The following is a 23464-nucleotide window of genomic DNA, read 5'->3' as shown; positions in this document are numbered from 1 at the left end:
TCCGTCTTCCTCTAGCGCTTCTCGACGGGCATGCCGAGCCCGACGTAGCCGATGATGTCCCGCTGGATCTCGTTGGTGCCGCCGCCGAAGGTCATCACCAAGGCGGAGCGGTAGAAACGCTCGAGGCGACCGCGGAGCACGGCTCCCTGCGAGTCGCCGTTGACGATCGCGTCCGGTCCGACGATCTCCATCAGCGAGCGGTAGACCTCGGTGGCGAGCTCGGAGCCGTAGATCTTGGTCGCCGAGGCGTGCGCCGGCGACAGGTCGTCGGTGGCCGAGGCGAGCTTCCAGTTGAGGAGCTTGAGCATGTCGACCCGGGCGTGGGCGCGGCCGAGCAGCACCTGGACCCACTCGGCGTCGATGACGCGGGTGCCGTCCGGGTTCTTGGTGTTCTGCGCCCACTCGCGGACCAACCCGACCGAGTGCATCAGCGGCGCGGCCGACGTCAGCGCCACCCGCTCGTGGTTGAGCTGGTTGGTCATCAGCGCCCAGCCGCCGTTCAGTCCGCCGACGAGGTTCTCCTCGGGCACGCGGACGTCCTGGTAGTAGGTGGCGCTGGTGCCGACGCCGGCGACGGTGTGCACGGGGGAGTAGGAGAAGCCCTCCGCGTCGGCCGGGACCAGGAGCATCGAGAGACCCTTGTGGCGCGGAAGGTCCGGGTCGGTACGGGCGGCGAGCCAGATGTAGTCGGCGTACTGGATCAGCGAGGTCCACATCTTCTGGCCGTTGATCACCCACTCGCCGTTCTCCAGCCGCGCCTTGGTCTGCAGGCTGGCCAGGTCGGTGCCCGAGCCGGGCTCGGAGTAGCCGATCGAGAAGTGCATCTCGCCCTTGAGGATCTTGGGGAGGATCTCCTCCTTCTGGGCGTCGGTGCCGAACCGCATGATCGTGGGGCCGACCGTGTTGAGCGTGAGGTACGGGATCGGGACGCCGGCGATGGCGGCCTCGTCGGTGAAGATCAGCTGCTCCATCATCGAGCGGTTCTGACCGCCGTACTCCTCGGGCCAGCCGATGCCGAGCCAGCCGTCGTGGCCGATCTGCCGGATGACGTCCTTGTAGACGGTGGCATCGCCGAACTCGCCCATCACGTCGCCGGTCTCCTTGAACTCGCTCGTCGCGACGGAGAGGCCGGCCCGCACCTTGTCGGTGACCAGCTGCCCGAAGTAGTCGCGCAGCTCGGCGCGGAGCGCCTCGTGCTCCTCGTTCAGTGCGATTTTCATGAAGAGATCCCCATACTGGTCAGGAGCGCCACGGCGCCAAGGACTGGAATAACTACGCGCAAAACTATAACCTGTTCTTGTTTTACGGAAGAGAAACCCGCCGTCAACGGAGGTCACCCATGAGCACCGCCACCGAAGCTCGTTCGCTCGACCAGGGCGTCGCGCCGAGCCGTTACGCCCGCGGTTGGCACTGCCTCGGCCTGGCTGAGACCTTCCGGGACGGCAAGCCCCACGCGATCAACGCGTTCGACGGCAAGCTCGTCGTGTGGCAGGACAGCAAGGGCGAGCTGAACGTCCTGGACGGCTACTGCCGGCACATGGGGGGCGACCTGACCCAGGGCGAGGTCAAGGGCGACGACATCGCGTGCCCGTTCCACGACTGGCGCTGGGGCGGCGACGGCAAGTGCAAGGCGATCCCGTACGCCCGCCGGGTGCCGCTGCGTGCCAAGACGCTGCGCTACGAGACCGCGATCGTCAACGACCAGCTCTTCATCTGGATGGATCCCGAGGGCTCCGCCGCCGACCGCTCGATCCTCCCGATCCAGCTGCCCGGCCTCGCCGAGGGCGAGTACGCCGACTGGTCGTGGAACATCACCGAGATCGAGGGCTCCAACTGCCGCGAGCTCATCGACAACGTCGCCGACATGGCGCACTTCTACTACGTGCACTTCTCGTTCCCGACGAGCTTCCGGAACGTCTTCGAGGGCCACATGGCGACCCAGTTCATGGAGTCGACCGGCCGTCCCGACAAGGCCGAGGGCTACAGCTCCGCGGGCTCGGACCTGTTCCTCAAGTCCGAGGCCACCTACTACGGGCCGTCGTACATGATCAACTGGCTCTGGGTCGACTACAAGGGCTTCAAGACCGAGGTCATCCTGGTCAACACCCACATCGCCACCAGCCCGAACTCGTTCACGCTGCAGTACGGCATCACGGTGAAGAAGCCCGAGGGCATGGACGACGCGACCGTCGCCTTCATCGCCGAGAAGTACACGAAGATGTTCGGCGAGGGCTTCCTCCAGGACGTGCACATCTGGAAGAACAAGGTCGCCGTCCAGAACCCGCTGCTGTGCGAGGAGGACGGCCCGGTCTACCAGCTGCGTCGTTGGTACGAGCAGTTCTACGTGGACAAGGCCGACGTCGTCCCCGAGATGACCGAGCGCTTCGAGTTCGAGGTCGACACCACCAAGGCCAACGAGTTCTGGCACGCCGAGGTCGCCGAGAACCTCGCGAAGCGGGCTGCCGAAGAGGCAGAGGCCGGGCGACCGGTCCACCACTGATCGGGCCCGGCTGATGGTCTCCTACGCCCCGACCTCTCCCGAGACGCTCGAGGACCAGCGGCTCTACACCGAGGCCCGGCTGGTCGAGGTCGCGTGCCTCGACTGCCTGGCGAAGGTACGCGTCAAGAAGAACAGCGAGCAGCACACGGCGATCCAGTGGAGCGCCGAGGCGCTCGACCACTGCGCGGAGTTCAACCGCGCGTCGTCCCAGCCCGAGGGACGACCGATCCACACCGCGTGCTCGCGACTACGCTCCTCGATCGAGCAGGCCGTCAAGGACGGTGCTGTCGAGATCGGTGCTGAGGATGGTTACTGAAGTTGGCTACTGAGTCCTACGTCCTGAACGTCCTCGAGGTCATCGAGGAGACGGCGGACGCGAAGTCCGTCGTGTTCGAGGTCCCCGCCGAGCTGCAGGAGACGTTCGCGTACACGCCCGGTCAGTTCCTGACCGTCGCGGTGCCGAGCGACCAGACCGGCCTGGCCGCGCGCTGCTACTCGCTGTCGAGCTCCCCGCACAGTGGCAGCCACCAGATCACGGTCAAGCGCACGGCCGACGGCTACGCCTCGAACTGGATCTGCGACAACCTCAAGGCCGGCGACACCCTGCGCCTGCTGCCGCCCAGCGGCATCTTCACCCCCAAGGACATCAACGCCGACCTGCTGCTCTGGGGCGGCGGTTCGGGCATCACCCCGGTCATCTCGATCGCCCGGACCGCGCTGGAGAAGGGCTCCGGCAAGGTCGTGCTGTTCTACGCCAACCGCGATCAGGATTCGGTGATCTTCGCAGCCGAGCTACGCGAGCTGGTCGAGCAGCACCCCGACCGGTTCACCGTCGTGCACTGGCTCGAGTCCGTCCAGGGCCTGCCCACCGGCGAGGGCATCAAGCTCTTCGCGTCGTACTTCACGACGTACACGTCGTTCTGCTGCGGTCCGGCTCCGTTCATGAAGGCCGTCGCCACCGCGCTCAAGGAGCTCGAGATCCCGCGCGAGCAGCGCCACCAGGAGAAGTTCGTCTCCCTCGGCGGCAACCCCTTCGGCGACGTCGAGGAGGTCCTGGCGTTCCAGTCGAAGCTGGCAGAGGCCGACGACGGCGAGGACGAGCCCGAGGAGGCGAAGCCGACGGTCGGCCCGGTGCGCCTCGAGGTCGAGCTCGACGGCAACCACTACGCCTTCGACGACTGGGACGGCACCCAGGTCCTGCTGGAGTTCCTCGAGGGCAAGGGCGTCAACGCGCCGTTCAGCTGCCGGGAGGGCAACTGCAGCTCGTGCGCGTGCATCGTGCTCGAGGGCGACCTCGAGATGAAGCACAACGACGTCCTGGACCCCGAGGACCTCGCGGACGGCATCCGGCTGACCTGCCAGGCGCTCCCGCTCACCGAGCTGCTGAAGATCAGCTACAACGGCTGACTCCGCGGGCGGTCACTCGTCGTCGGTGTCCGCGTCGTCGTCCTCGTGGACCGGCAGGAACACCGACTGCTGCTTGACCCGCGGGGGCGCGACCGAGTCGGGCCCGAAGACGCGTCGACGCAGGGGACGGGTGATCACCCCGACCGGCGCGGTCAGGACGTAGGTGTACGCGACGACGAGCATCGTCGCGGCGGGCTCGAGGGCGATGCCGGTGACGAAGGCGACGACGATCAGCGCGGTGGTCACCTTGGCCTGCTGCGTCCTGGGGGAGACCAGGTTGCGGAACGACCGGAACCGGACGGTGCTGACCATCAGCACCGCGGGCACCACGCTGATGACCGCGGGGAGCAGGATCGACGGTCCGACCTTGTCCTCGGGCAGGTCGAGCGCGAACACGGTGGCGATCACGACCGCGGCCGCACCGGGGCTCGGCATCCCGATGAAGTAGCGCTTGTCCGCGTGCGGGTCGACGGTGAAGTTGAAGCGGGCGAGCCGGAACGCCGCGCACGCCAACCAGAAGTACGCCGCCACCCAGGCGACGACGGGCCACTCCGGGAGCACCCAGGTGTAGACGAGCACCGCAGGGGCGAGCCCGAAGGAGATCAGGTCCGCCAAGGAGTCGAGCTGCACGCCGAACGGGGACGTCGCGCCGACGAGCCGGGCCACGGCACCGTCGGCGACGTCCATGAAGATCGCCACCGTCATCAGGACCGCGGCCCAGTGGCTGTGCCCGTTGAACGCGAGCGGCACGGCCGAGAAGCCGCACGCCATGTTGCCCGCCGTGAACAGGCTGGGGGCGGTGACGCGCAACCGCTCCTTGGCGGGGAGCTGGCGCAGGGAGACGACCTCGGCGCCGGAGTGGGAGGCGACCCGGAAGCGGCGACGTCGCAGCAGGCGGCGCCGAGGCTTCACACTGCCGTCAGTCGGCGGGGCGTCGGTCATCGCCAGCGGCCCAGGACCGTGACGCCGGCGACGGTGCGGTCACCCGCGTGCACCTGGAGCTCGACGTCGGCGGGGACGAAGACGTCCATCCGGGAGCCGAACTTCATCAGGCCGATGCGGTCGCCGGTGCGGACCACGTCCCCGGCCTTGACCCGGGTCACCACGCGGCGTGCCACCAGACCGACGATCTGGCGGAAGATGACGCGGCGCTCCTTCCCGGACACGGTGTGCGACAGCGTGATGTCGGAGCGCTCGTTCTCGGTGGCGCTCTCGAACTTGTACGCCGCGTGCCACTTGCCCGGTCGGTAGGTCACGTCGGTGACCGTGCCGCTGTACGGCGTCCGGTTGATGTGCACGTCGAAGACGGACAGGAAGATGCTCACCTGCTGCCAGTCGCCCGGCGGCGCGACGCCCGGCTGTCCCGGTCCGGCGTGCATGACCTTGCCGTCGGCGGGAGCGAGCACCAGGTCCTCGTGGACGGGCGTGTGGTCGATCGGGCGCTCGGGATCGCGGAAGAACGCGACGATGCCGACCGGTAGCGAAGCCAGGGCGAGTGCGGTCTTCCGGCGGCCCAGCAGTGCTGCGCCCAGGGCGGGCAGGGCCCCGACGGCAGCAGCCGTCCAGGCCTCGCGATCAATTGTTGTAGGCATGCTTGCTCACCATCTCGGCTGCGCCGGCCTGCCGCTGGGCGGCGTCGTTGACCGAGGGGAAGATCGAACCGAACCGTGCACCCAGGCGCAGCTCGGCAGGAGCGACGACGACCTCGCCGCGGTTCTTGGTGATCGCCTTGACGACGCCGGCCGCCACCTTCTCGGGGGTGACCGTGCGGGTGCCTCGTGGGACCTCCATGCCGCTGTTCACGAACATGCCCGCGTCGCGCACGAAGCCGGGCTCGACGATCGAGACGCCGACGCCGGTCGGGTGCAGGTCCTGGCGCAGCGCCGCGGCGAAGCCGCGGAGGCCGAACTTGGTGGCGTTGTACAGCGTGCTGCCCGGGGAGGCGACGATCCCGGAGACGGAGCCGATGAAGACGAGGTGGCCGGTACGGCGCTCGACGAGGGCCGGCACCAGGGCGCGCGCCATCATGATGGGCGCCCGGAGGTTCACGTCGATGTTGGCGTCGATGCGCTCGACGCTCATCGTGGCGAGGTCGCCGGTGCCCGGCAGAGCAGCGTTCGCGACGAGCACGTCGACGCGACCCGCCTCGACCAGCAACCGGTCGACGTCCGCGGCGTCACCGAGGTCGGCGACGATGCTGCGGGCACCGAGCTCGGCCGCGAGCGGCGCGAGGACCTCGGCGTTGCGTCCGGTCAGGACCACGTCGCAGCCCTCGGACTTCAGCCGGCGTGCGATCGCGTGCCCGATTCCCCCTGTAGCGCCGGTCAGCAGGACCGTCGCTCCGTTGAGCTTCACGTGCTCTCCGTTCGTTGCGTCAATGCCGCCCCCGAACTTACCGGAGAGCAGCGCTGACCCGCTCACGCCGCGAGCCACCACCGCGGGTCGTGTTCCCAGGAGAGATCGGGTCGTGAGCCCCGGCCGGCGAGGTCCTGCGAGCCGGCCCGGGCAGCGAGGTGGTCGAGAGCCAGCCCGAGTTCAGTCGCTGAGAACTGAATCCCTCCCAGCGGGACCCATTCGCTGCTGACCGGGTGCGAGGTCGCGCGCAGGTGGTGGGAGAACCCGCCTGGCGTGTCGAGGACGAACGATCCGTTGTCGGTCTGGCGAACGGCGAAGCCGGGGGTCTGCTTGGCGCGGTGGTCGGTGCGGCACGCCGGGTTCAGGTTCTTCGCCGTGGTTGCCCCGCGGGGCCAGGCTGTCCGGTGGTCGAGGTCGCACTCGGTGGAGGCGTGATCGCAGCCCGGGCGGAAGCAGGTGGTCTGCGTGCCCACCACCTGCTCCCAGATCGCGCGGGTCGGCCGGTAGTTCTCGGTGGAGAGCTCGACGGCCTGGCCGGCGGGATCCGTCAGCATGCGGTGCCAGGTCGCGCCCGGACGTTGGGCGATCACGCGGGCGAGGCCTGCCGGGATCACCTGCCCGCCGGAGAGGCCCATGACGGTCTGGATCGGCACCGTCAGGTTGATCACCGGGCGGGCGTACGCCGGCGGTGCGTGCGTCGCGGCTCCGGTGAGGAGGTCGACTGCCAGGTCCGCCTTGATCTGTTCGACCGTCCGTCTGTCGCCCGCGGCGCGCAACGCACGCGCTTCCAGGGTCAGTCGTCGCAGCGCCACAGCGATTTGATCGGTCGTGCCTGCGATCGTCAGCCAGGAGATCCCGTGCTCCCCGTCGTCGACGACGACGTCGCGGTGCTGGTGCGCGTTGCGGAACTGCGCTTCGGCGTCCGCGGAGCGGATTTTCTTGATCAGGTAGGAGACCCGGTTGCGCAGCTGCTTGTGGGTGCAGGTCACGAGGCCGTCCTCACGGAGGTGGCGCGACAGGAAAGGGGTCATCTTGTCGGCGAACGCGGCGTACTCCTCAGTGGTCTCGAGGCCGTGCCGTGCTGCGTCGGCGATCAACCTGACCCGGTAGGGGTCGAGGGCGCCGGCCCGGGCGAGCTCGCCGAGGTGCGCGAAGTGGTCGACGATCCAGATGGCGTTGTTCAGCTCGCTGCGCACCCAGGAAGCCGGCACTGCCCAGGCCTCGCTCACCTCGACGACAGCCTGCTGACGTGCCGACAGCGCGTGCGGATCGTCCTTCCCCGGGCAGCGTCGCCGGAACTCGAGGTAGATCTGCAGCAGCAGGTGCGAGCGCCGCGCGGCCGACCGGTTCTCCGCGATCAGCTCGTCCACGCCGGAGCGGACCAGGTCGTGCAGGGTCATGCTTCCCTCCCAGAAGACGTCGACCCCTTCTGTGCCCCACGCTAACCGCGGACACCGACAGGAATTGCGCCTACCGCAGCGTCGCCATCAGCGTGATCACGGTGCCCAGCAGCAGGATGATCAGCACGAGCAGGATGACCCAGGTGAGCAGCCCGCCGTCCGGGTTTCCCTTCTTGACCTGGTGCCAGGCGGAGATGTCCGGGGGTACCTGGTTGAACCACGCCGCTGCGTGCGGCCAGGAGCAGAAGGACGGGTTCAGCCCGTAGGTCTTGTCCTCGATCAGCAGCTCCGCCTCGAGCGTGGTGCCGTGGACGGCGATGTCGTCACCGCAGTACGCGCACGGCTTCACCAGCCGCGCTCGCGCCACTCGGCCAGGTGCGGTCGTTCGGCGCCCAGCTGCGAGTCGTTCCCGTGGCCCGGGTAGAACCAGGTCTCGTCCGGCAGCGTGCCGAAGATGCGCTCCTCGACGTCGTTGATCAGGCTGACGAAGGCGTCCGCGTCGCCGAAAGTGTTCCCGACGCCGCCCGGGAAGAGCGAGTCGCCGGTCCACAGGTGCGGGGTGCCGTCGGGGTCGTCGTACTTGAGCACGATCGAGCCGGGGGTGTGCCCGGTGATCCGGATGACCTCGAGGCGGACCTTGCCGAACTCGATGACGTCGCCGTGCTCGACGCGGTCGTCCACGGTGACCTCGGTCTGCTCGGTGATGGCGTCCGCGTCCGGCTCGCCGGCGACGACCACGGCACCGGTGGCCTCGGCGACCGCCTTGAGTGCGCGGTGGTGGTCCCAGTGCTGGTGGGTCGTGATGACCTTGGTGGCGCCGGCTGCGCCGAGCAGGTTCAGCAGTGCCTGGGCGTCGTCGGCGGCGTCGATGAGCACCTGCTCGTCGGTCGCCCGGCAGCGCAGCACGTAGCAGTTGTTCGACATCTGCGGATCGACCGCCACCTTGGTGATGATCAGGTGGCTGAGCTCTCGGGTGTCCGGGGTCCCGCCGGGGGAGACGTTGCCGGTGTACGTCGTCATGGCACGAGCCTAGTTCCCAGCGGTCGGCTACCCTAAGTGCAGTAACCCACTAGACAAACACTACTGAGGAGCCAGCATGACCGTGACCGACGAGTTCCTGACGGCCAACGCGGAGTACCAGAACGGTTTCGACGGACCGTTGCCGCTCCCGCCCGCACGCAAGGTCGCCGTCCTGGCCTGCATGGACGCCCGGCTGGACCCGGCCAAGATCCTCGGCCTGTCCGAGGGTGACGCGCACGTGATCCGCAACGCCGGAGGGGTCGCGACCGAGGACGCGCTGCGCTCGCTGACCATCAGTCAGCGCCTGCTCGGGACCGAGGAGATCGTGCTCGTGCACCACACCGACTGCGGGATGGTGACCTTCTCCGACGACGACTTCCGCCAGGGCATCGAGAAGGAGACCGGGATCCGGCCGACCTGGTCCTCCGAGGCCTTCCCCGACGCAGCAGCGGACGTCACCCAGTCGATCAACCGGATCAAGGCGTCCCCGTTCATCCCGAAGACAGACCAGGTCCGCGGCTTCGTGTTCGACGTCGCCACCGGCGCGCTCGACGAGGTCAGCGCCTGATCACGTCCTGACCGGCTTCGTCCACGGCCCGATCTCCGGCAGGGGGCCGTGGGCGGAGCTGACCCCCTCGCCGTTGCCGCGGCCCATCAGCCACCAGCCGAGCTCGCCCGCCGTGCCGGTGACCACCGGCTCGTCGGCGCCGACCGACCAGGTCCGCCCGAGGTCGCTGGCGTGCGCGCTGAACTTCTCGGAGGCGGGGGAGGCGGCGTGGTTCGCGGTCACGGTGTCCAGCACCCGTACGGCGAAGTCCTCGGGCCAGTCTCGCGCGGTGTAGCCGAGGTCGAGGTCGGCGTGGTGGACCTCCACCTCGAGCCGGCGGGCGACCACCAGGCTGTCGACCGGCCAGGTCGGCCCCTCCGGCAACCGGTTGACGGTCGCTCCCCACTGCTCGTCGGTCAAGGAGCCGAACACGTGCCGCAACCGGCTGGTCGCGGCGAAGTAGCGCTCCCTGATCTCGCTCGGCTCCGCGGCAGCCAGCTCGGCGATGTCGGCGTCCCGGGCGGCGTTGGAGTCGTAGATCGCCCGCTCCTCGCCGTCCTGGATGCCGCCGAGCGCCCGGAGGAAGCCCTCGGCGTTCAGTGCCAGGTGCGCCACGACGTGGGCTCGGCTCCAGTCGGGGAGCACGGTCCGTCCGGTCCACTGGTCGTCCGTGAGGGAATCCACAGTCCGGATCATGCGTTGATCGGACTGCTTGAGGGCATCGAGCAGGAGGTCGGTCGCAGGATCAGGTGCCATGCGAGCAGTCTGCCTTCACAGGCCCGTAACACGCTTGTCGGTGGCGCGTGAGATCGTGGCGATCTCGTGGTTGACTACCCGAACAGACGTTCGAACGACCCCGCAGCAACCCCGCAACAACCCGCTTAGGAGCGACGTGATCGACCAGCTGATCATCCGTGGTGCGCGCGAGCACAACCTCAAGGATGTCTCGCTCGACCTGCCCCGGGACGCGCTGATCGTCTTCACCGGCCTGTCCGGCTCGGGCAAGTCCTCGCTGGCCTTCGACACGATCTTCGCGGAGGGGCAACGCCGGTACGTCGAGTCGCTCTCGGCCTACGCGCGCCAGTTCCTGGGGCAGATGGACAAGCCCGACGTCGACTTCATCGAGGGCCTGTCGCCGGCCGTCTCGATCGACCAGAAGTCGACCTCGAAGAACCCGCGCTCTACCGTCGGCACCATCACCGAGGTCTACGACTACCTGCGACTTCTCTACGCCCGGGCCGGCCGGCCGCACTGCCCGATCTGCGCGGCCCCGATCGAGCGGCAGACGCCGCAGCAGATCGTCGACCGGGTCCTGCAGCTCGAGGACGGCACCCGCTTCCAGGTGCTCGCCCCCGTGATCCGCGGTCGCAAGGGCGAGTACGTCGAGCTGTTCCGCTCCCTGCAGTCCCAGGGCTTCAGTCGAGCGCGGGTGAACGGGGAGACCTACCAGCTGGACGAGCCTCCCAAGCTCGACAAGCAGAAGAAGCACACCATCGAGGTCGTCGTCGACCGCTTGGCGGCGAAGGCGTCGTCCAAGCGGCGGCTGACCGACTCGGTCGAGACCGCCCTCAACCTGGCCTCGGGCCTGGTGATCTTCGACTTCGTCGACCTCGAGGCCAAGGACCCGAACCGGGAGATGAAGTTCTCCGAGCGGATGGCCTGCCCCAACGAGCACGACATCGACACCGACGAGCTCGAGCCGCGGTCGTTCTCGTTCAACTCCCCGTTCGGCGCCTGCCCGACCTGCAGCGGCCTGGGTACCCGGATGGAGGTCGATCCCGAGCTGGTGATCTCCGACGAGAACGCCAGCATCGCCGAGGGCGTGATCGGCCCGTGGTCGGGGGCGCACGTCGCCGACTACTTCTCGCGCCTGCTGGAGGCCCTCGGTGCCGAGCTCGGGTACTCCATGGACACCCCGTGGAAGAAGATCCCGAAGAAGGCGCAGAACGCCATCCTCAACGGTCACCCGACCAAGGTGCACGTGAGGCACACCAACCGGTACGGCCGCGAGCGCTCGTACTACACGAACTTCGAGGGGGTGCGCCCCTACATCGAGCGCAGGCACCGCGAGGCCGAGTCCGACACCAGTCGGGAGCGCTTCGAGGGTTTCATGCGTGAGGTGCCCTGCCCCGCGTGCGAGGGCTCGCGACTCAAGCCGGTCTCGATGTCGGTGACCCTCGGCGAGCTGGGCAAGGGTGGCAAGAACATCGCCGAGGTCTGCGCGCTGCCGATCAACGAAGCGGCCGAGTTCCTCGACGGCGTCGCGCTGTCCGCGCGGGAGAAGCAGATCGCCGAGCGCGTGCTCAAGGAGATCCAGGAGCGGCTCCGGTTCCTCCTCGACGTGGGCCTCGACTACCTCTCGCTCGACCGGCCGTCGGGCACGCTGTCGGGCGGGGAGGCTCAGCGGATCCGACTGGCCACCCAGATCGGTGCCGGCCTCGTCGGCGTGCTGTACGTGCTGGACGAGCCGAGCATCGGCCTGCACCAGCGTGACAACCAGCGGCTGATCGAGACGTTGGTCCGCCTCAAGGACCTGGGCAACACCCTGATCGTCGTCGAGCACGACGAGGACACGATCATGACGGCCGACTGGGTCGTCGACATCGGACCCGGCGCCGGCGAGCACGGGGGACAGGTCGTCCACTCGGGCACCGTGAAGCAGCTGCTGAAGCACCGCGACTCCGAGACCGGCCTCTACCTGTCGGGACGCAAGGCGATCCCGCTGCCGGAGGTGCGCCGTCCGCGGACCAAGGGCCGCGAGCTGGTGGTGCACGGCGCTCGGGAGAACAACCTCAAGAACATCGACGTCGCGTTCCCCCTGGGTCTCTTCGTCGCTGTCACCGGTGTGTCCGGTTCCGGCAAGTCGACCCTGGTCAACGACATCCTGTACACGTCGCTCGCGAAGCAGATCTACAACGCCCGGACCGTCCCCGGGCGGCACACCAAGATCTCCGGTCTCGAGCACGTCGACAAGGTCATCCACGTCGACCAGTCACCGATCGGCCGGACCCCGCGGTCCAACCCGGCGACGTACACCGGCGTCTTCGACCACGTCCGCAAGCTGTTCGCCTCCACGCCGGAGGCCAAGATGCGGGGCTACCTGCAAGGACGCTTCTCGTTCAACGTCAAGGGCGGCCGCTGCGAGGCCTGCGCCGGCGACGGCACGATCAAGATCGAGATGAACTTCCTCCCCGACGTCTACGTGCCGTGCGAGGTGTGCCACGGGGCCCGGTACAACCGCGAGACGCTCGAGGTCCACTACAAGGGCAAGACCATCTCGGACGTCCTGGACATGCCGATCGAGGAAGCCGTGGACTTCTTCGCGGCCATCCCGGCGATCAACCGGCACCTGAAGACTCTCGTCGAGGTCGGACTCGGCTACGTCCGCCTGGGACAGCCCGCCACGACGCTGTCGGGCGGTGAGGCGCAGCGCGTCAAGCTGGCCTCCGAGCTGCAGAAGCGCTCCACCGGCCGCACGGTCTACGTGCTCGACGAGCCCACGACCGGCCTGCACTTCGAGGACATCCGCAAGCTCCTGCTCGTGCTCGGCCGCCTGGTCGACCAGGGCAACACCGTGCTGGTGATCGAGCACAACCTCGACGTCATCAAGACCGCCGACTGGATCGTCGACATGGGCCCCTCGGGCGGCAACCGCGGCGGCACCGTCGTGGCGACCGGCACCCCCGAGGACGTCGCTGCGGTGGAGGAGAGCTTCACCGGGGAGTTCCTCAAGCCACTCCTGGAGGGGAAGCGGCGCTGAGGCGTGCTCACAGGTACTAGGACCATCGGACAGGTTCCTGACAGCCAGGATTTCGGTTTCAACTACTAGGCTCGGAGACACCTCCAGACGAAGGGTGTCCACCGTGACCGAGAACAAGACCACCAGGCGCAACGTCCTCTACGGCGTCGCGGCCGCAGGCGTCGCCGTCCCCGTCCTCGCGGCGTGCGGATCCGACTCCTCCGACGACCCCGGGACCACCACGGGCGAGCCGCAGGCGCCGTCGACGTCCTCCGGGAGCGACGGGAGCGAGGCCCCGGCGGCCGAGGGCATCCCCACGGCCGACATCCCGGTGGGCGGCGGCAAGATCTTCGCGAGCGACAAGTACGTGGTCACCCAGCCGACCGAGGGCGAGTTCAAGGCCTTCACGGCCGTCTGCACCCACACCGGCTGCGTGGTCAGCAAGATCTCCGACGGCAAGATCGACTGCCCGTGCCACGGCAGTCAGTTCTCGATCGAGGACGGCTCCGTCCAGGGTGGGCCGGCGCCCAGCCCGCTGGCGGAGAAGAAGGTCACCGTCACCGGCACCTCGCTCACCGTCGGGTGAGCTGGTCGATCACGTCCCTGACGTGACGACGCTCGGCGGTCGTCGACCGCCGAGCGTGGAATTCTGCCGCGCGCAAGCGCGCCGGGATGTCGATCGGTGCACAACAGCGCTGCGCTGCCAGCGCCAGCAGCGCGTGCGCGAGTGCGAAGGTGGGATCCAGGGCGAGCGCCCGGGCGTAGTGCTGCATGGCCGCCTCGGCCGTCGGCGCGTCCAGGCCGTCGTGGTACGCCGCAGCGGCCTCGGGCGAGGTCGTCAGGCGCTCGTCGCGCGCGGTCCTGGTCAGCACGAAAGTAGAGTAAAGGACTCGACAAAGAAGTGAAAGTACCTGGCTAGGCTCGTTGCATGAAGATTGGGCTGCACTACGCGAACTTCACCCATCCGGACTGGGAGTCGACCCTGGAGGACCGGCTCACCGAGTCGGTCCGCGTCGCCGACCAGGGAGGCATCTCGCTGGTCACGGTGATGGACCACTGGTTCCAGATGGAGAACCTCGGCGGACCCTCCGAGCCGATGCTCGAGGGCTACACCACCCTCGGGTACCTGGCGGGGATCACCGAACAGGTGCGCCTCAGCCTCCTGGTCACCGGAACGACGTACCGGTACCCGGGTCTGCTGGCGAAGACGGTGACGACCGTGGACCGGCTGTCCCGCGGGCGCGCGATGCTCGGCATCGGTGCGGCCTGGTACGACCGCGAGCACCTCGGCCTCGGGGTGCCGTTCCCGTCGATGTCCGAGCGCTTCGAGCGGCTGGAGGAGACGCTGCAGATCTGCCGTCAGATGCGGTCCGAGGACGACGGTCCGTACGCCGGGCAGCACTACCGGCTCGAGGAGACCGTCTGCGTGCCACCTCCGGTGCGCGGACGAGTCCCCGTGCTGATCGGCGGGAGCGGTGAGAGGAAGACGCTGCGCCTGGTCGCCCAGTACGCCGACGCCTGCAACCTGTTCGGGGAGACCGCCGAGGTGCTGGCGCACAAGCTCGACGTGCTCCGGGGGCACTGCGACGCGGTCGGACGCGACTACGACGAGATCGAAAAGACGGTCATCGGTGCCGGTACGGCCTCCGGCGCCGAGAGCCGTGACGAGTTCCTGCGTCGGATGGAGGAGTACGCAGCCCTGGGCGTCGAGCTCGTGACGCTGGTCCCGACCGGCGACGACCCGGTGGCCTGGACGCACGACCTCGTCGAGAACGTGGCGCCCGCCCTCGCCGACCTGTGAGGTCCTGTCGGTCGGCGCAGGTAGCCTCGAGCCGTGGCTGATCCTTCGACGTACCGACCCAAGCCGGGGTCGATCCCGACGCAGCCGGGGGTCTACCGCTTCCGGGACAAGGACGGCCGGGTCATCTACGTCGGCAAGGCCAAGAGCCTGCGGCCGCGCCTGTCGTCGTACTTCGCCGACGTGGCCTCGCTGCACCAGCGCACCGCCACGATGGTCACCACGGCCGCGAGCGTCGAGTGGACGGTCGTCGAGACCGAGGTCGAAGCCCTGCAGCTGGAGTACTCCTGGATCAAGGAATTCGATCCGCGCTTCAACGTGAAGTACCGCGACGACAAGTCCTACCCGTGGCTGGCGGTGACGCTCAACGAGGACTACCCGCGCGTCATGGTCGGACGCGGCGCCAAGAAGAAGGGCGTGAAGTACTTCGGGCCGTACTCGCACGCGTGGGCGATCCGCGACACCGTCGACCAGCTGCTGCGGGTCTTCCCGATGCGTTCGTGCAGCAACGGCGTCTTCCGGCGATCGGCGCAGATCGGTCGGCCCTGCCTCCTCGGTTACATCGACAAGTGCTCGGCGCCCTGCGTCGGCCGGGTGGACCAGCTCGAGCACCGCGAGATCGCCGAGGACTTCTGCGACTTCCTCGGCGGGCGCACCGACGCGTTCGTGAAGCGGGTCGAGCGTGAGATGTACGCCGCGTCCGAGGCCCAGGAGTACGAGAAGGCCGCACGGCTGCGCGACGACCTCGGCGCGCTCAACAAGGCGCTGGAGCGTCAGGCTGTCGTCTTCGGCGACGGCACCGACGCCGACGTGATCGCCCTGGTGGAGGATCCGCTCGAGGTCGCCGTCCAGATCTTCCACGTGCGGGCGGGCCGGATCCGCGGCCAGCGCGGGTGGGTCGCGGACCGGGTCGCTGACCTGGACACGGCCGGGCTGGTCCAGGAGTTCCTGCTCCAGCTGTACGCCGGCGAGGAGGGTGACGCCGTGCCGCGCGAGATCCTGGTGCCCGTCCTCCCGCCCGACGCTGCCGTGTTCGAGGAGCTGCTCTCGGAGTCCCGCGGGTCCCGCGTGACCGTCCGGGTGCCGCAGCGCGGGGACAAGCGCACCCTCCAGGAGACCGTCGAGGCGAACGCGGCCCAGTCGCTCGCGCTCCACAAGACCCGGCGCGCCAGCGACCTGACCGCCCGCAACCAGGCCCTGGAGGAGATCCAACGGGCCCTCGACCTGCCGACCGTGCCGCTGCGGATCGAGTGCTACGACATCTCCAATCTGCAGGGCACCGAGGTGGTCGCCTCGATGGTCGTCTTCGAGGACGGGCTGGCGCGCAAGAGCGAGTACCGCCGTTTCGTCATCAAGGGCGTCGACGGCCAGAACGATGTCGCGTCGATGCACGAGGTGATCACCCGGCGGTTCCGGCGGCTGCTCGACGAGCGGATCGAGACTCCGGATCTCGCCAACGGCGAGGTCGATCCGGACGCCGGTCCGCTGCTCATCGATCCCGACACCGGCAAGGCCAAGAAGTTCGCCTACGTCCCGGGGCTGGTGGTCGTCGACGGTGGACCGCCCCAGGTCGCCGCGGCCCAGCGGGCCCTGGACGAGCTCGGCATCGACGACATCCCGGTCTGCGGCCTGGCCAAGCGTCTCGAGGAGGTCTGGCTCCCCTCCGACCCCGATCCGGTGATCATGGCGCGCAGCAGCGAGGGGCTCTACCTGCTCCAGCGGATCCGCGACGAGGCGCACCGGTTCGCCATCGCCCACCACCGGTCCCGCCGGTCCAAGACGATGGTCGAGAGCCTGCTCGACGACGTGCCGGGTCTGGGCGAGGTACGGCGCAAGTCGCTGATCAAGCACTTCGGCTCGCTGAAGAAGCTCCGGGCCGCGAGCGCGGAGGAGATCGCCCAGGTCCCGGGGATCGGGCCCGCGACCGCCGGCCAGATCGTGGCCGCGGTCGCGCAGGACGCTGCCGTTGGCAAGACTGTCTCCGTGAACACCGCGACCGGCGAGATCCAGGAAGGCTGACATGACCGAGGACACCGGCGAGATCCCGGTCGTCACCGACCCGGGCGAGCTCGTCGTCGTCACCGGGATGACCGGTGCCGGCCGCAGCACGGCCGCCAAGGAGCTCGAGGACCTGGGGTTCTTCGTGGTGGACAACCTGCCTCCCGAGCTGGTCACCGAGGTCGTCCGCCTGGTCGACGAGAAGATGGGTCGCGGCCAGCCGATCGCGGTCGTCGTCGACGTCCGTGGCGGCACCCGGTTCGGCTCGTTGCGCGAGCAGATCGCCCTGCACCTGCCGACGCGGCGCGCGTCGGTGCTCTTCCTCGAGGCTGACGACGACATCCTCGTACGCCGCCAGGAGGCGGCTCGGCGACCGCACCCGCTGCAGGAGGGCGGGCGTCTGCTGGACGGCATCCACCGCGAGCGCGAGGTCATGACGCAGCTCCGCGGGGACGCCGAGGTGGTCATCGACACGACCCCGCTCAACGTGCACCAGCTCAAGGACAAGGTCGCGGCGGCGTACGGGACGCCGGAGGCGGTCGGGCTCAAGGTCACGGTGGTCTCCTTCGGGTTCAAGTACGGCGTGCCCGTGGACGCCGACCTGTTGGCCGACATGCGCTTCCTGCCGAACCCGTTCTGGGTCCCGGAGCTGAAGGACCTGACCGGCCAGGACCCGTCGGTGGCCTCCTACGTCAAGGACCGCACCGACGCGCAGACCTTCCTGGAGCGGTACCTGCCGGTCGTCGAGACGGTCGGCGAGGGCTACCTGCGCGAGGGCAAGCGGTTCATGACGGTCGCGATCGGCTGCACCGGGGGCAAGCACCGCAGCGTGGCGATGTCCGAGGAGCTCGCTGCCCGGTTGCGGTCCGCGGGCATCGACGCGGACGCGACGCACCGTGACCTCGGTCGCGAGTGACCGACCGATGAGCTGGTCGGACGACCCCGCTGTCGTGGCGCTCGGCGGGGGACACGGGCTGGCCGCGTCGCTCGCGGCGCTGCGCCGGTTGACCGCAGAGCTCACCGCGGTGGTGACCGTCGCCGACAACGGAGGGTCCTCGGGACGGCTCCGTGGAGAGTTCGGGGTCCTTCCGCCCGGGGACCTGCGGATGGCGCTGGCAGCGCTGTGCGGGGACGACCGTTGGGGGCAGACCTGGGCCAAGGTGCTGCAGCACCGGTTCGAGTCCCACGGCGAGATGGACGGTCACTCGGTCGGCAACCTGCTGATCGTCGCCCTGTGGGAGCTGCTCGACGACCACGTCGCCGGCCTGGACTGGGTCGGGGGACTCCTCGGTGCGCGCGGCCGGGTGCTGCCGATGGCCCTGACGCCGCTGGACATCACCGCCGACGTGCGTGGGGCCACCCCGGACGCCCCCGACGAGGTCAGCCTGGTGCGCGGACAGGTCGAGGTGGCGACGACGTTGGGGGACGTGCTCGACGTGCATCTCGAGCCGGCCGACCCGACCGCGTGCCCCGAAGCGGTGCAGTCCGTCCTCGACGCCGACTTCGTCGTCCTGGGGCCGGGTTCCTGGTACTCCTCGGTCATCCCGCACGTGCTGGTCCCCGGTCTGCGGGCGGCTCTCGAGCAGACCCGGGGCCGTGTCGTGGTCACCCTCAACCTCGAGGCCCAACCGGGGGAGACCGACGGCTTCACCCCCGAGGACCACCTCTCGGTCCTGCACCAGCACGCGCCCGACCTCGCGATCGACACCGTCCTGGCGGACAGGGCCGCCGTCGTTCACGAAGCGCGGCTACGCTCTGCAGCCTCAGACCTCGGGGCCCGGTTGGTCCTGGCCGACGTGGCCCGGGCCGATGCGCCGGGCCAACACGATCCGGAGAAACTTGCCCGCGCCTATGCGCTGGTCCTCCGAGAGAACTAAGGTGACGCGCATGGCGATGACGGCACAAGTGAAGGCGGAGCTTGCCAACACCCCGGTCACCAAGACCTGTTGCCGCAAGTCCGAGGTCTCCTCGATGCTCCGCTTCGCCGACGCGCTGCACCTGGTGAACGGCGGCATCGTCGTCGAGGCCGAGCTGGACACCGGCGCTGCCGCACGCCGGCTGCGGCGCGACATCGCCGAGGTCTTCGGCCACGACTCCGAGGTCGTCCTGCTCAAGGGCAACGGCCTGCGTCGCGGCACCCACTACATCGTCCGGGTCGCGAAGGAGGGTGAGTCGCTCGCCCGCCAGACCGGTCTGATCGACCAGCGCAACCGGCCGGTCCGCGGACTGCCGCCCCAGGTCGTCTCGGGGTCGGGCTGCGACGCGGTCGCCGCCTGGCGGGGCGCCTTCCTGGCGCACGGGTCGCTGACCGAGCCGGGTCGTTCCTCCTCCCTGGAGGTCACCTGCCCCGGGCCGGAGGCCGCTCTGGCGCTCGTCGGTTCGGCCCGCCGTCTCGGCATCTCCGCGAAGGCCCGCGAGGTCCGCGGGGTCGACCGGGTGGTCATCCGGGACGGCGACGCGATCGGCCAGCTCCTCACCCGACTCGGTGCGCACGAGTCCCTGCTCGCCTGGGAGGAGCGCCGGATGCGGCGCGAGGTCCGCGCCACCGCGAACCGCCTCGCCAACTTCGACGACGCGAACCTGCGCCGGTCAGCCCGTGCCGCGGTAGCCGCCGGCGCACGGGTGGACCGCGCCCTGGAGATCCTCGGCGAGGACATCCCCGACCACCTGCAGCTCGCGGGCAAGCTGCGGCTGGAGCACAAGCAGGCCTCCCTGGAGGAGCTCGGTCAGCTGCACGACCCGGTGCTGACCAAGGACGCGATCGCCGGACGAATCCGCCGACTGCTCGCGATGGCGGACAAGAAGGCCGAGGAGCTCGGTATCCCTGACACCGAGGCGTCGCTGACCCCGGAGATGCTGGCCGAGGAGGCCTGAGTAACTGAGATCTTCCTGAGCGCGATAAGGTCGGGACCGCCCGTCTTCCTCGACCTCAGGAGTAGATCGCAGTGACTGTCCGCGTCGGAATCAACGGCTTCGGCCGCATCGGTCGCAACTTCTTCCGCGCGGTACGCGCGTCGGGTGCAGACATCGAGATCGTCGGCGTCAACGACCTGACCGATCCGAAGGCACTGGCGCACCTGCTCAAGTTCGACTCGATCCTCGGACGCCTGGACGCCGACGTCAGCGTCGACGGCTCCACCATCCTCGTGGGCGACCAGAAGATCGTCGTCTCCGCGGAGCGCAACCCTGCCGACCTGTCGTGGGGTGACCTCGGCGTCGACATCGTCGTGGAGTCCACCGGCTTCTTCACCGACGCGACCAAGGCGAAGGCGCACATCGACGCCGGCGCCAAGAAGGTCATCATCTCCGCCCCGGCCTCCAACGAGGACATCACCATCGTGATGGGCGTGAACCACGAGCTGTACGACCCGGCCGCACACCACGTGATCTCCAACGCGTCCTGCACGACCAACTGTCTCGCCCCGATGGCCAAGGCGCTCAACGACGAGTTCGGCATCGTCAAGGGCCTGATGACGACCATCCACGCGTACACCGCGGACCAGAACCTGCAGGACAACATCCACAGCGACCTGCGCCGTGCCCGTGCCGCGGCGATCAACATCGTGCCGACGGGCACCGGTGCCGCCAAGGCGATCGGCCTCGTCCTGCCCGAGCTGAAGGGCAAGCTCGACGGTTACGCCCTCCGCGTCCCGACCCCGACGGGTTCCGCCACCGACCTCACCTTCGAGGCGGGTCGCGAGACCACCGTCGAGGAGGTCAACGCCGCGATCGAGAAGGCTGCCGACGGCAAGTTCCTCAAGTACTCCACCGACCCGATCGTCTCCTCCGACATCGTGACCGACCCGTCGTCGTGCATCTTCGACGCGCCCCTGACCAAGGTCATCGGCAACCAGGTCAAGGTCGTCGGCTGGTACGACAACGAGTGGGGCTACTCCAACCGCCTCGCCGACCTGATCACGCACGTCAGCTCCACTCTCTGAGATGGCTCGGACGTCCCACCTGATCGCATCGCTCGGTGATCTGCGCGGCAAGCGCGTCCTGGTCCGCTCGGACCTGAACGTGCCGCTGGACGCGGACAAGAAGATCACCGACGACGGCCGGATCCGGGCCAGCATCCCCACCATCCAGGCGCTCCGCGACGCGGGCGCCCGGGTGGTCGTGGCGGCGCACCTCGGTCGGCCGAAGGGCGAGCCGGACCCGGCGTACTCGTTGGAGCCGGTGGCAGCGCGCCTCGGTGAGCTCCTCGGCACCCCGGTCTCGTTCGCCACCGACACCGTGGGCGACAGCGCCCGTACGGCGGTCGCGGACCTGCCGGACGGGGGAGTCGCGCTGCTGGAGAACGTCCGGTTCAACGCGGGTGAGACGAGCAAGGACGACGCCGAGCGCGGCGCCTTCGCCGACCAGCTGGCCGACCTGGCGGACGCGTTCGTCAGCGACGGCTTCGGGGTGGTGCACCGCAAGCAGGCGTCGGTGTACGACGTCGCGGAGCGGCTCCCGCACGCGATGGGATCGCTCGTCGCTGCGGAGATCGACGTGCTGAAGCGTCTGACCGAGACCCCGGAGCGTCCCTACGTGGTCGTGCTCGGCGGCTCGAAGGTCTCCGACAAGCTGGCCGTGATCGACAACCTGCTGGACAAGGCCGACAGCCTGCTGATCGGCGGCGGGATGGTGTTCACCTTCCTCGCGGCGCTGGGCCACGACGTCGGTGCTTCGCTGCTCGAGGAGGACCAGATCCCGGTCTGCCTGGAGTACCACGAGCGGGCGAAGAAGCTGGGCGTGAAGCTCGTCCTGCCGACCGACATCGTGGTCGCCGACGCGTTCGGGGACGAGGCCTCGGCACGGGTGGTCCCGGCCGACCAGATCCCTGACGGCGCGATGGGACTGGACATCGGTCCCGAGTCCGGCAAGGCCTTCGCCGCCGCTCTGGCCGATGCCCGCACGGTGTTCTGGAACGGCCCGATGGGCGTCTTCGAGCAGGCCGCCTTCGCGGCCGGCACCCGCGCGGTGGCGCAGGCCCTGACCACGGTCGACGGGCTCTCCGTCGTCGGCGGCGGCGACTCCGCCGCGGCCGTCCGCGCTCTCGGGTTCGCCGACGAGCAGTTCGGTCACATCTCGACCGGCGGTGGCGCGTCGCTGGAGTACCTGGAGGGCAAGGCGCTCCCCGGAATCGACGTCCTTTCCTGAGAGGCAGAACGATGGCCAGCACCACCCGCACGCCCCTGATGGCGGGCAACTGGAAGATGAACCTCAACCACCACGAGGCCGTGCACCTGGTGCAGAAGCTCGCCCTCGGGCTGGCCGACAAGAAACACGACTTCGGCGCCGTCGAGGTCGTCGTGGTGCCGCCGTTCACCGACATCCGCTCCGTGCAGACCACGGTCGACGGTGGCCAGCTGGCCATCAAGTACGGCGCCCAGGACATCTCCACGCACGACGACGGTGCCTACACCGGTGAGATCTCGGCGTCGATGCTGGCCAAGCTCGGCTGCTCCTACGTCGTCGTCGGGCACTCCGAGCGTCGCGAGTACCACGGCGAGACCGACGCCCTGGTCAACACCAAGGCCCACAAGGCGCTCGCGGCCGGCATCACGCCGATCGTCTGCGTCGGCGAGGGCCTGGAGATCCGCCAGGCCGGAACCCACGTCGAGTACACCGTCGAGCAGCTCGACGGGTCGCTGGCCGGTTTCAGTGCGGCCCAGGTCGCCGAGCTGGTCGTCGCCTACGAGCCCGTCTGGGCGATCGGCACCGGGGAGGTCGCCACGCCCGAGGATGCCCAGGAGGTGTGCGCAGCCCTGCGTGCCCGGGTCTCCGAGGTCTTCGGCGAGGACGCCGCCGCCGGCCTCCGGATCCTGTACGGCGGTTCGGTGAAGGCCAGCAACGTCGCGGGCATCATGCAGAAGCCGGACGTCGACGGCGCCCTGGTCGGCGGCGCGAGCCTGCAGGCCGACGAGTTCGGCGGCATCTGCCGGTTCTACTCGATGCCGGTGCTCTGAGCCTGCCATGAGCAAGCCGCGCAGCGTCGTCATCACCGGTGCGTCCCGCGGTCTCGGCTTCGCGTCGGCCACGTACCTCTACCAGCAGGGCTGGCAGGTCGTGGCTGCGGTCCGGTCGCTCGAGCCGGCGATGGTCGCGCTGCGTGCTGCCACGGGTGCGTCCGCCGACGACCCGCGGCTGATCGGGGTGCGGCTCGACCTGCTGGACGAGGCCTCGGTGGCTGATGCCGCGGAGGAGATCGTCAGCCGGGTGGGCGCTCCGTTCGCGGTGGTGCACAACGCAGGGATCGCGGCTGCCGGCACGGTCGAGGAGCTCCCCGACCAGGTCTGGCGCGACATGTTCGGCACCCACCTGTTCGGACCGGTGGCGCTGACCAAGCGGCTGCTGCCGTCGATGCGGGCGGTCGGCGCGGGCCGGGTCGTGATGATCTCGAGCGCGGGCGGCGTGCGCGGGATGCCGATCATCGCGGCGTACTCGGCCGCGAAGGGTGCCGTCGAGCGCTGGGCGGAGTCCCTGGCTGCCGAGGTCTCGCCGTTCGGCATCGGGGTCTCGGTGCTCGTTACCGGGGTCTTCGACACCGACATCATCACCGACGCCGGGACCGCCGACTACCTGGACTTCGAGGGCCCGTACGGCGCCCAGAACGCGACCTTGAACAAGCGCGGTCGTGCGGCGATCAAGATCGCGAATTCGCCGGAGAAGTTCGCGGCACGGCTCGCTGCCGCGCTCGAGGACACCGGCCCCT

At 69.2% G+C, this 23464-nt stretch carries 24 protein-coding genes; 15 read left to right on the top strand and 9 right to left on the bottom strand.

The genetic code is table 11. The annotated features are described in order from the left end of the window. Positions 1-11: 11 nt before the first annotated feature. On the bottom strand, positions 12-1220 hold the full coding sequence (locus ABIE44_RS00120; RefSeq protein ID WP_209713795.1) for an acyl-CoA dehydrogenase family protein: 1209 nt from the start codon (positions 1218-1220) through the stop codon (positions 12-14). A gap of 119 nt (positions 1221-1339) precedes the next feature. On the opposite strand from ABIE44_RS00120, the gene ABIE44_RS00115 reads away from it, so the two are divergent. The 3 genes from ABIE44_RS00115 to ABIE44_RS00105 are packed head-to-tail and all read left to right on the top strand — an operon-like array spanning position 1340 to position 3907. Next, positions 1340-2500 (top strand): 3-ketosteroid-9-alpha-monooxygenase, oxygenase component, encoded by a 1161-nt coding sequence (locus ABIE44_RS00115; RefSeq protein ID WP_209713797.1) that lies wholly within the window; start codon positions 1340-1342, stop codon positions 2498-2500. A gap of 13 nt (positions 2501-2513) precedes the next feature. Continuing rightward, positions 2514-2816 carry a hypothetical protein gene (locus tag ABIE44_RS00110; RefSeq protein ID WP_209713799.1) on the top strand — a complete coding sequence of 101 codons (303 nt, stop codon included), beginning with the start codon at positions 2514-2516 and terminating at the stop codon, positions 2814-2816. A gap of 2 nt (positions 2817-2818) precedes the next feature. After that, positions 2819-3907: a 2Fe-2S iron-sulfur cluster-binding protein gene (locus ABIE44_RS00105; protein WP_209713801.1), complete on the top strand. Its 1089-nt coding sequence runs from the start codon at positions 2819-2821 to the stop codon at positions 3905-3907. Positions 3908-3919: 12 nt separating this feature from the next. Here ABIE44_RS00105 and pssA read toward each other — a convergent pair whose 3' ends face one another. From pssA to ABIE44_RS00075, 6 genes are all read right to left on the bottom strand, one after another. Continuing rightward, positions 3920-4849: a CDP-diacylglycerol--serine O-phosphatidyltransferase gene (pssA, locus tag ABIE44_RS00100; protein ID WP_209713803.1), complete on the bottom strand. Its 930-nt coding sequence runs from the start codon at positions 4847-4849 to the stop codon at positions 3920-3922. After that, complete coding sequence (locus ABIE44_RS00095) at positions 4846-5499, bottom strand: phosphatidylserine decarboxylase (RefSeq protein WP_209713805.1); 654 nt, start codon at positions 5497-5499, stop codon at positions 4846-4848. Before ABIE44_RS00095 ends, pssA begins: the two co-directional genes overlap by 4 nt. Beyond that, positions 5483-6262, bottom strand: a complete 780-nt coding sequence (locus ABIE44_RS00090; RefSeq protein ID WP_209713807.1) for an SDR family NAD(P)-dependent oxidoreductase — start codon at positions 6260-6262, stop codon at positions 5483-5485. Before ABIE44_RS00090 ends, ABIE44_RS00095 begins: the two co-directional genes overlap by 17 nt. A gap of 62 nt (positions 6263-6324) precedes the next feature. Next, entirely contained in the window at positions 6325-7662 is a 1338-nt protein-coding gene (locus ABIE44_RS00085) for an HNH endonuclease signature motif containing protein (RefSeq protein WP_209713809.1), read from the bottom strand. Between the two features lie 70 nt (positions 7663-7732). Further along, complete coding sequence (locus ABIE44_RS00080) at positions 7733-8029, bottom strand: hypothetical protein (protein ID WP_209713811.1); 297 nt, start codon at positions 8027-8029, stop codon at positions 7733-7735. After that, complete coding sequence (locus ABIE44_RS00075; protein ID WP_209713813.1) at positions 8008-8682, bottom strand: MBL fold metallo-hydrolase; 675 nt, start codon at positions 8680-8682, stop codon at positions 8008-8010. The genes ABIE44_RS00080 and ABIE44_RS00075 overlap by 22 nt, the downstream gene beginning before the upstream one ends. Positions 8683-8758: 76 nt before the next feature. Between ABIE44_RS00075 and ABIE44_RS00070 the strand changes: the two genes are divergently transcribed. Next, on the top strand, positions 8759-9250 hold the full coding sequence (locus tag ABIE44_RS00070) for a beta-class carbonic anhydrase (RefSeq protein WP_209713816.1): 492 nt from the start codon (positions 8759-8761) through the stop codon (positions 9248-9250). On the opposite strand, the gene ABIE44_RS00065 is transcribed toward ABIE44_RS00070, so the two are convergent. Then, on the bottom strand, positions 9251-9985 hold the full coding sequence (locus tag ABIE44_RS00065; protein ID WP_354437702.1) for a maleylpyruvate isomerase family mycothiol-dependent enzyme: 735 nt from the start codon (positions 9983-9985) through the stop codon (positions 9251-9253). A 136-nt stretch (positions 9986-10121) separates the two neighbouring features. Between ABIE44_RS00065 and uvrA the strand changes: the two genes are divergently transcribed. Together uvrA and ABIE44_RS00055 are read left to right on the top strand one after the other, a co-directional pair. After that, a complete protein-coding gene (uvrA, locus tag ABIE44_RS00060) occupies positions 10122-12989 on the top strand; it encodes an excinuclease ABC subunit UvrA (protein ID WP_209713820.1) in 2868 nt (955 codons plus the stop codon). A 103-nt stretch (positions 12990-13092) separates the two neighbouring features. Continuing rightward, complete coding sequence (locus ABIE44_RS00055; RefSeq protein ID WP_209713822.1) at positions 13093-13554, top strand: Rieske (2Fe-2S) protein; 462 nt, start codon at positions 13093-13095, stop codon at positions 13552-13554. Here ABIE44_RS00055 and ABIE44_RS00050 read toward each other — a convergent pair. Beyond that, positions 13541-13840, bottom strand: coding sequence for a hypothetical protein (locus ABIE44_RS00050; protein ID WP_209713824.1), 300 nt, complete (start codon positions 13838-13840; stop codon positions 13541-13543). The two genes, ABIE44_RS00055 and ABIE44_RS00050, sit on opposite strands and share 14 nt — an antisense overlap. A gap of 56 nt (positions 13841-13896) precedes the next feature. Here ABIE44_RS00050 and ABIE44_RS00045 point away from each other — a divergent pair, with 56 nt between their 5' ends. The 9 genes from ABIE44_RS00045 to ABIE44_RS00005 form a co-directional block, all read left to right on the top strand. Next, the gene (locus ABIE44_RS00045; RefSeq protein WP_209713826.1) at positions 13897-14769 is read left to right on the top strand and encodes an LLM class F420-dependent oxidoreductase; all 873 of its coding nucleotides are present in this window, start codon (positions 13897-13899) and stop codon (positions 14767-14769) included. Between the two features lie 33 nt (positions 14770-14802). Next, the gene (gene uvrC / locus ABIE44_RS00040) at positions 14803-16785 is read left to right on the top strand and encodes an excinuclease ABC subunit UvrC (protein WP_209713828.1); all 1983 of its coding nucleotides are present in this window, start codon (positions 14803-14805) and stop codon (positions 16783-16785) included. Between the two features lies 1 nt (position 16786). Then, entirely contained in the window at positions 16787-17680 is an 894-nt protein-coding gene (gene rapZ / locus ABIE44_RS00035; RefSeq protein ID WP_209713830.1) for an RNase adapter RapZ, read from the top strand. 7 nt (positions 17681-17687) lie between these two features. Beyond that, the gene (locus ABIE44_RS00030; RefSeq protein WP_209713832.1) at positions 17688-18641 is read left to right on the top strand and encodes a gluconeogenesis factor YvcK family protein; all 954 of its coding nucleotides are present in this window, start codon (positions 17688-17690) and stop codon (positions 18639-18641) included. A gap of 10 nt (positions 18642-18651) precedes the next feature. Continuing rightward, complete coding sequence (gene whiA, locus ABIE44_RS00025; RefSeq protein ID WP_209713835.1) at positions 18652-19638, top strand: DNA-binding protein WhiA; 987 nt, start codon at positions 18652-18654, stop codon at positions 19636-19638. A 71-nt stretch (positions 19639-19709) separates the two neighbouring features. Beyond that, positions 19710-20705, top strand: a complete 996-nt coding sequence (gap, locus tag ABIE44_RS00020) for a type I glyceraldehyde-3-phosphate dehydrogenase (protein ID WP_209713837.1) — start codon at positions 19710-19712, stop codon at positions 20703-20705. A gap of 1 nt (position 20706) precedes the next feature. Further along, positions 20707-21909: a phosphoglycerate kinase gene (locus ABIE44_RS00015; protein ID WP_209713839.1), complete on the top strand. Its 1203-nt coding sequence runs from the start codon at positions 20707-20709 to the stop codon at positions 21907-21909. 11 nt (positions 21910-21920) lie between these two features. Further along, on the top strand, positions 21921-22718 hold the full coding sequence (gene tpiA / locus ABIE44_RS00010; protein ID WP_209713841.1) for a triose-phosphate isomerase: 798 nt from the start codon (positions 21921-21923) through the stop codon (positions 22716-22718). Positions 22719-22725: 7 nt separating this feature from the next. Beyond that, positions 22726-23464, top strand: a 739-nt coding sequence (locus tag ABIE44_RS00005; protein WP_354437699.1) for an SDR family NAD(P)-dependent oxidoreductase, incomplete at its 3' end; no start/stop codon positions are given.

Source organism: Marmoricola sp. OAE513, assembly GCF_040546585.1.
Taxonomy (GTDB): Bacteria; Actinomycetota; Actinomycetes; order Propionibacteriales; family Nocardioidaceae; genus Marmoricola.
This window is presented reverse-complemented; position numbering and strand designations above follow the sequence as displayed.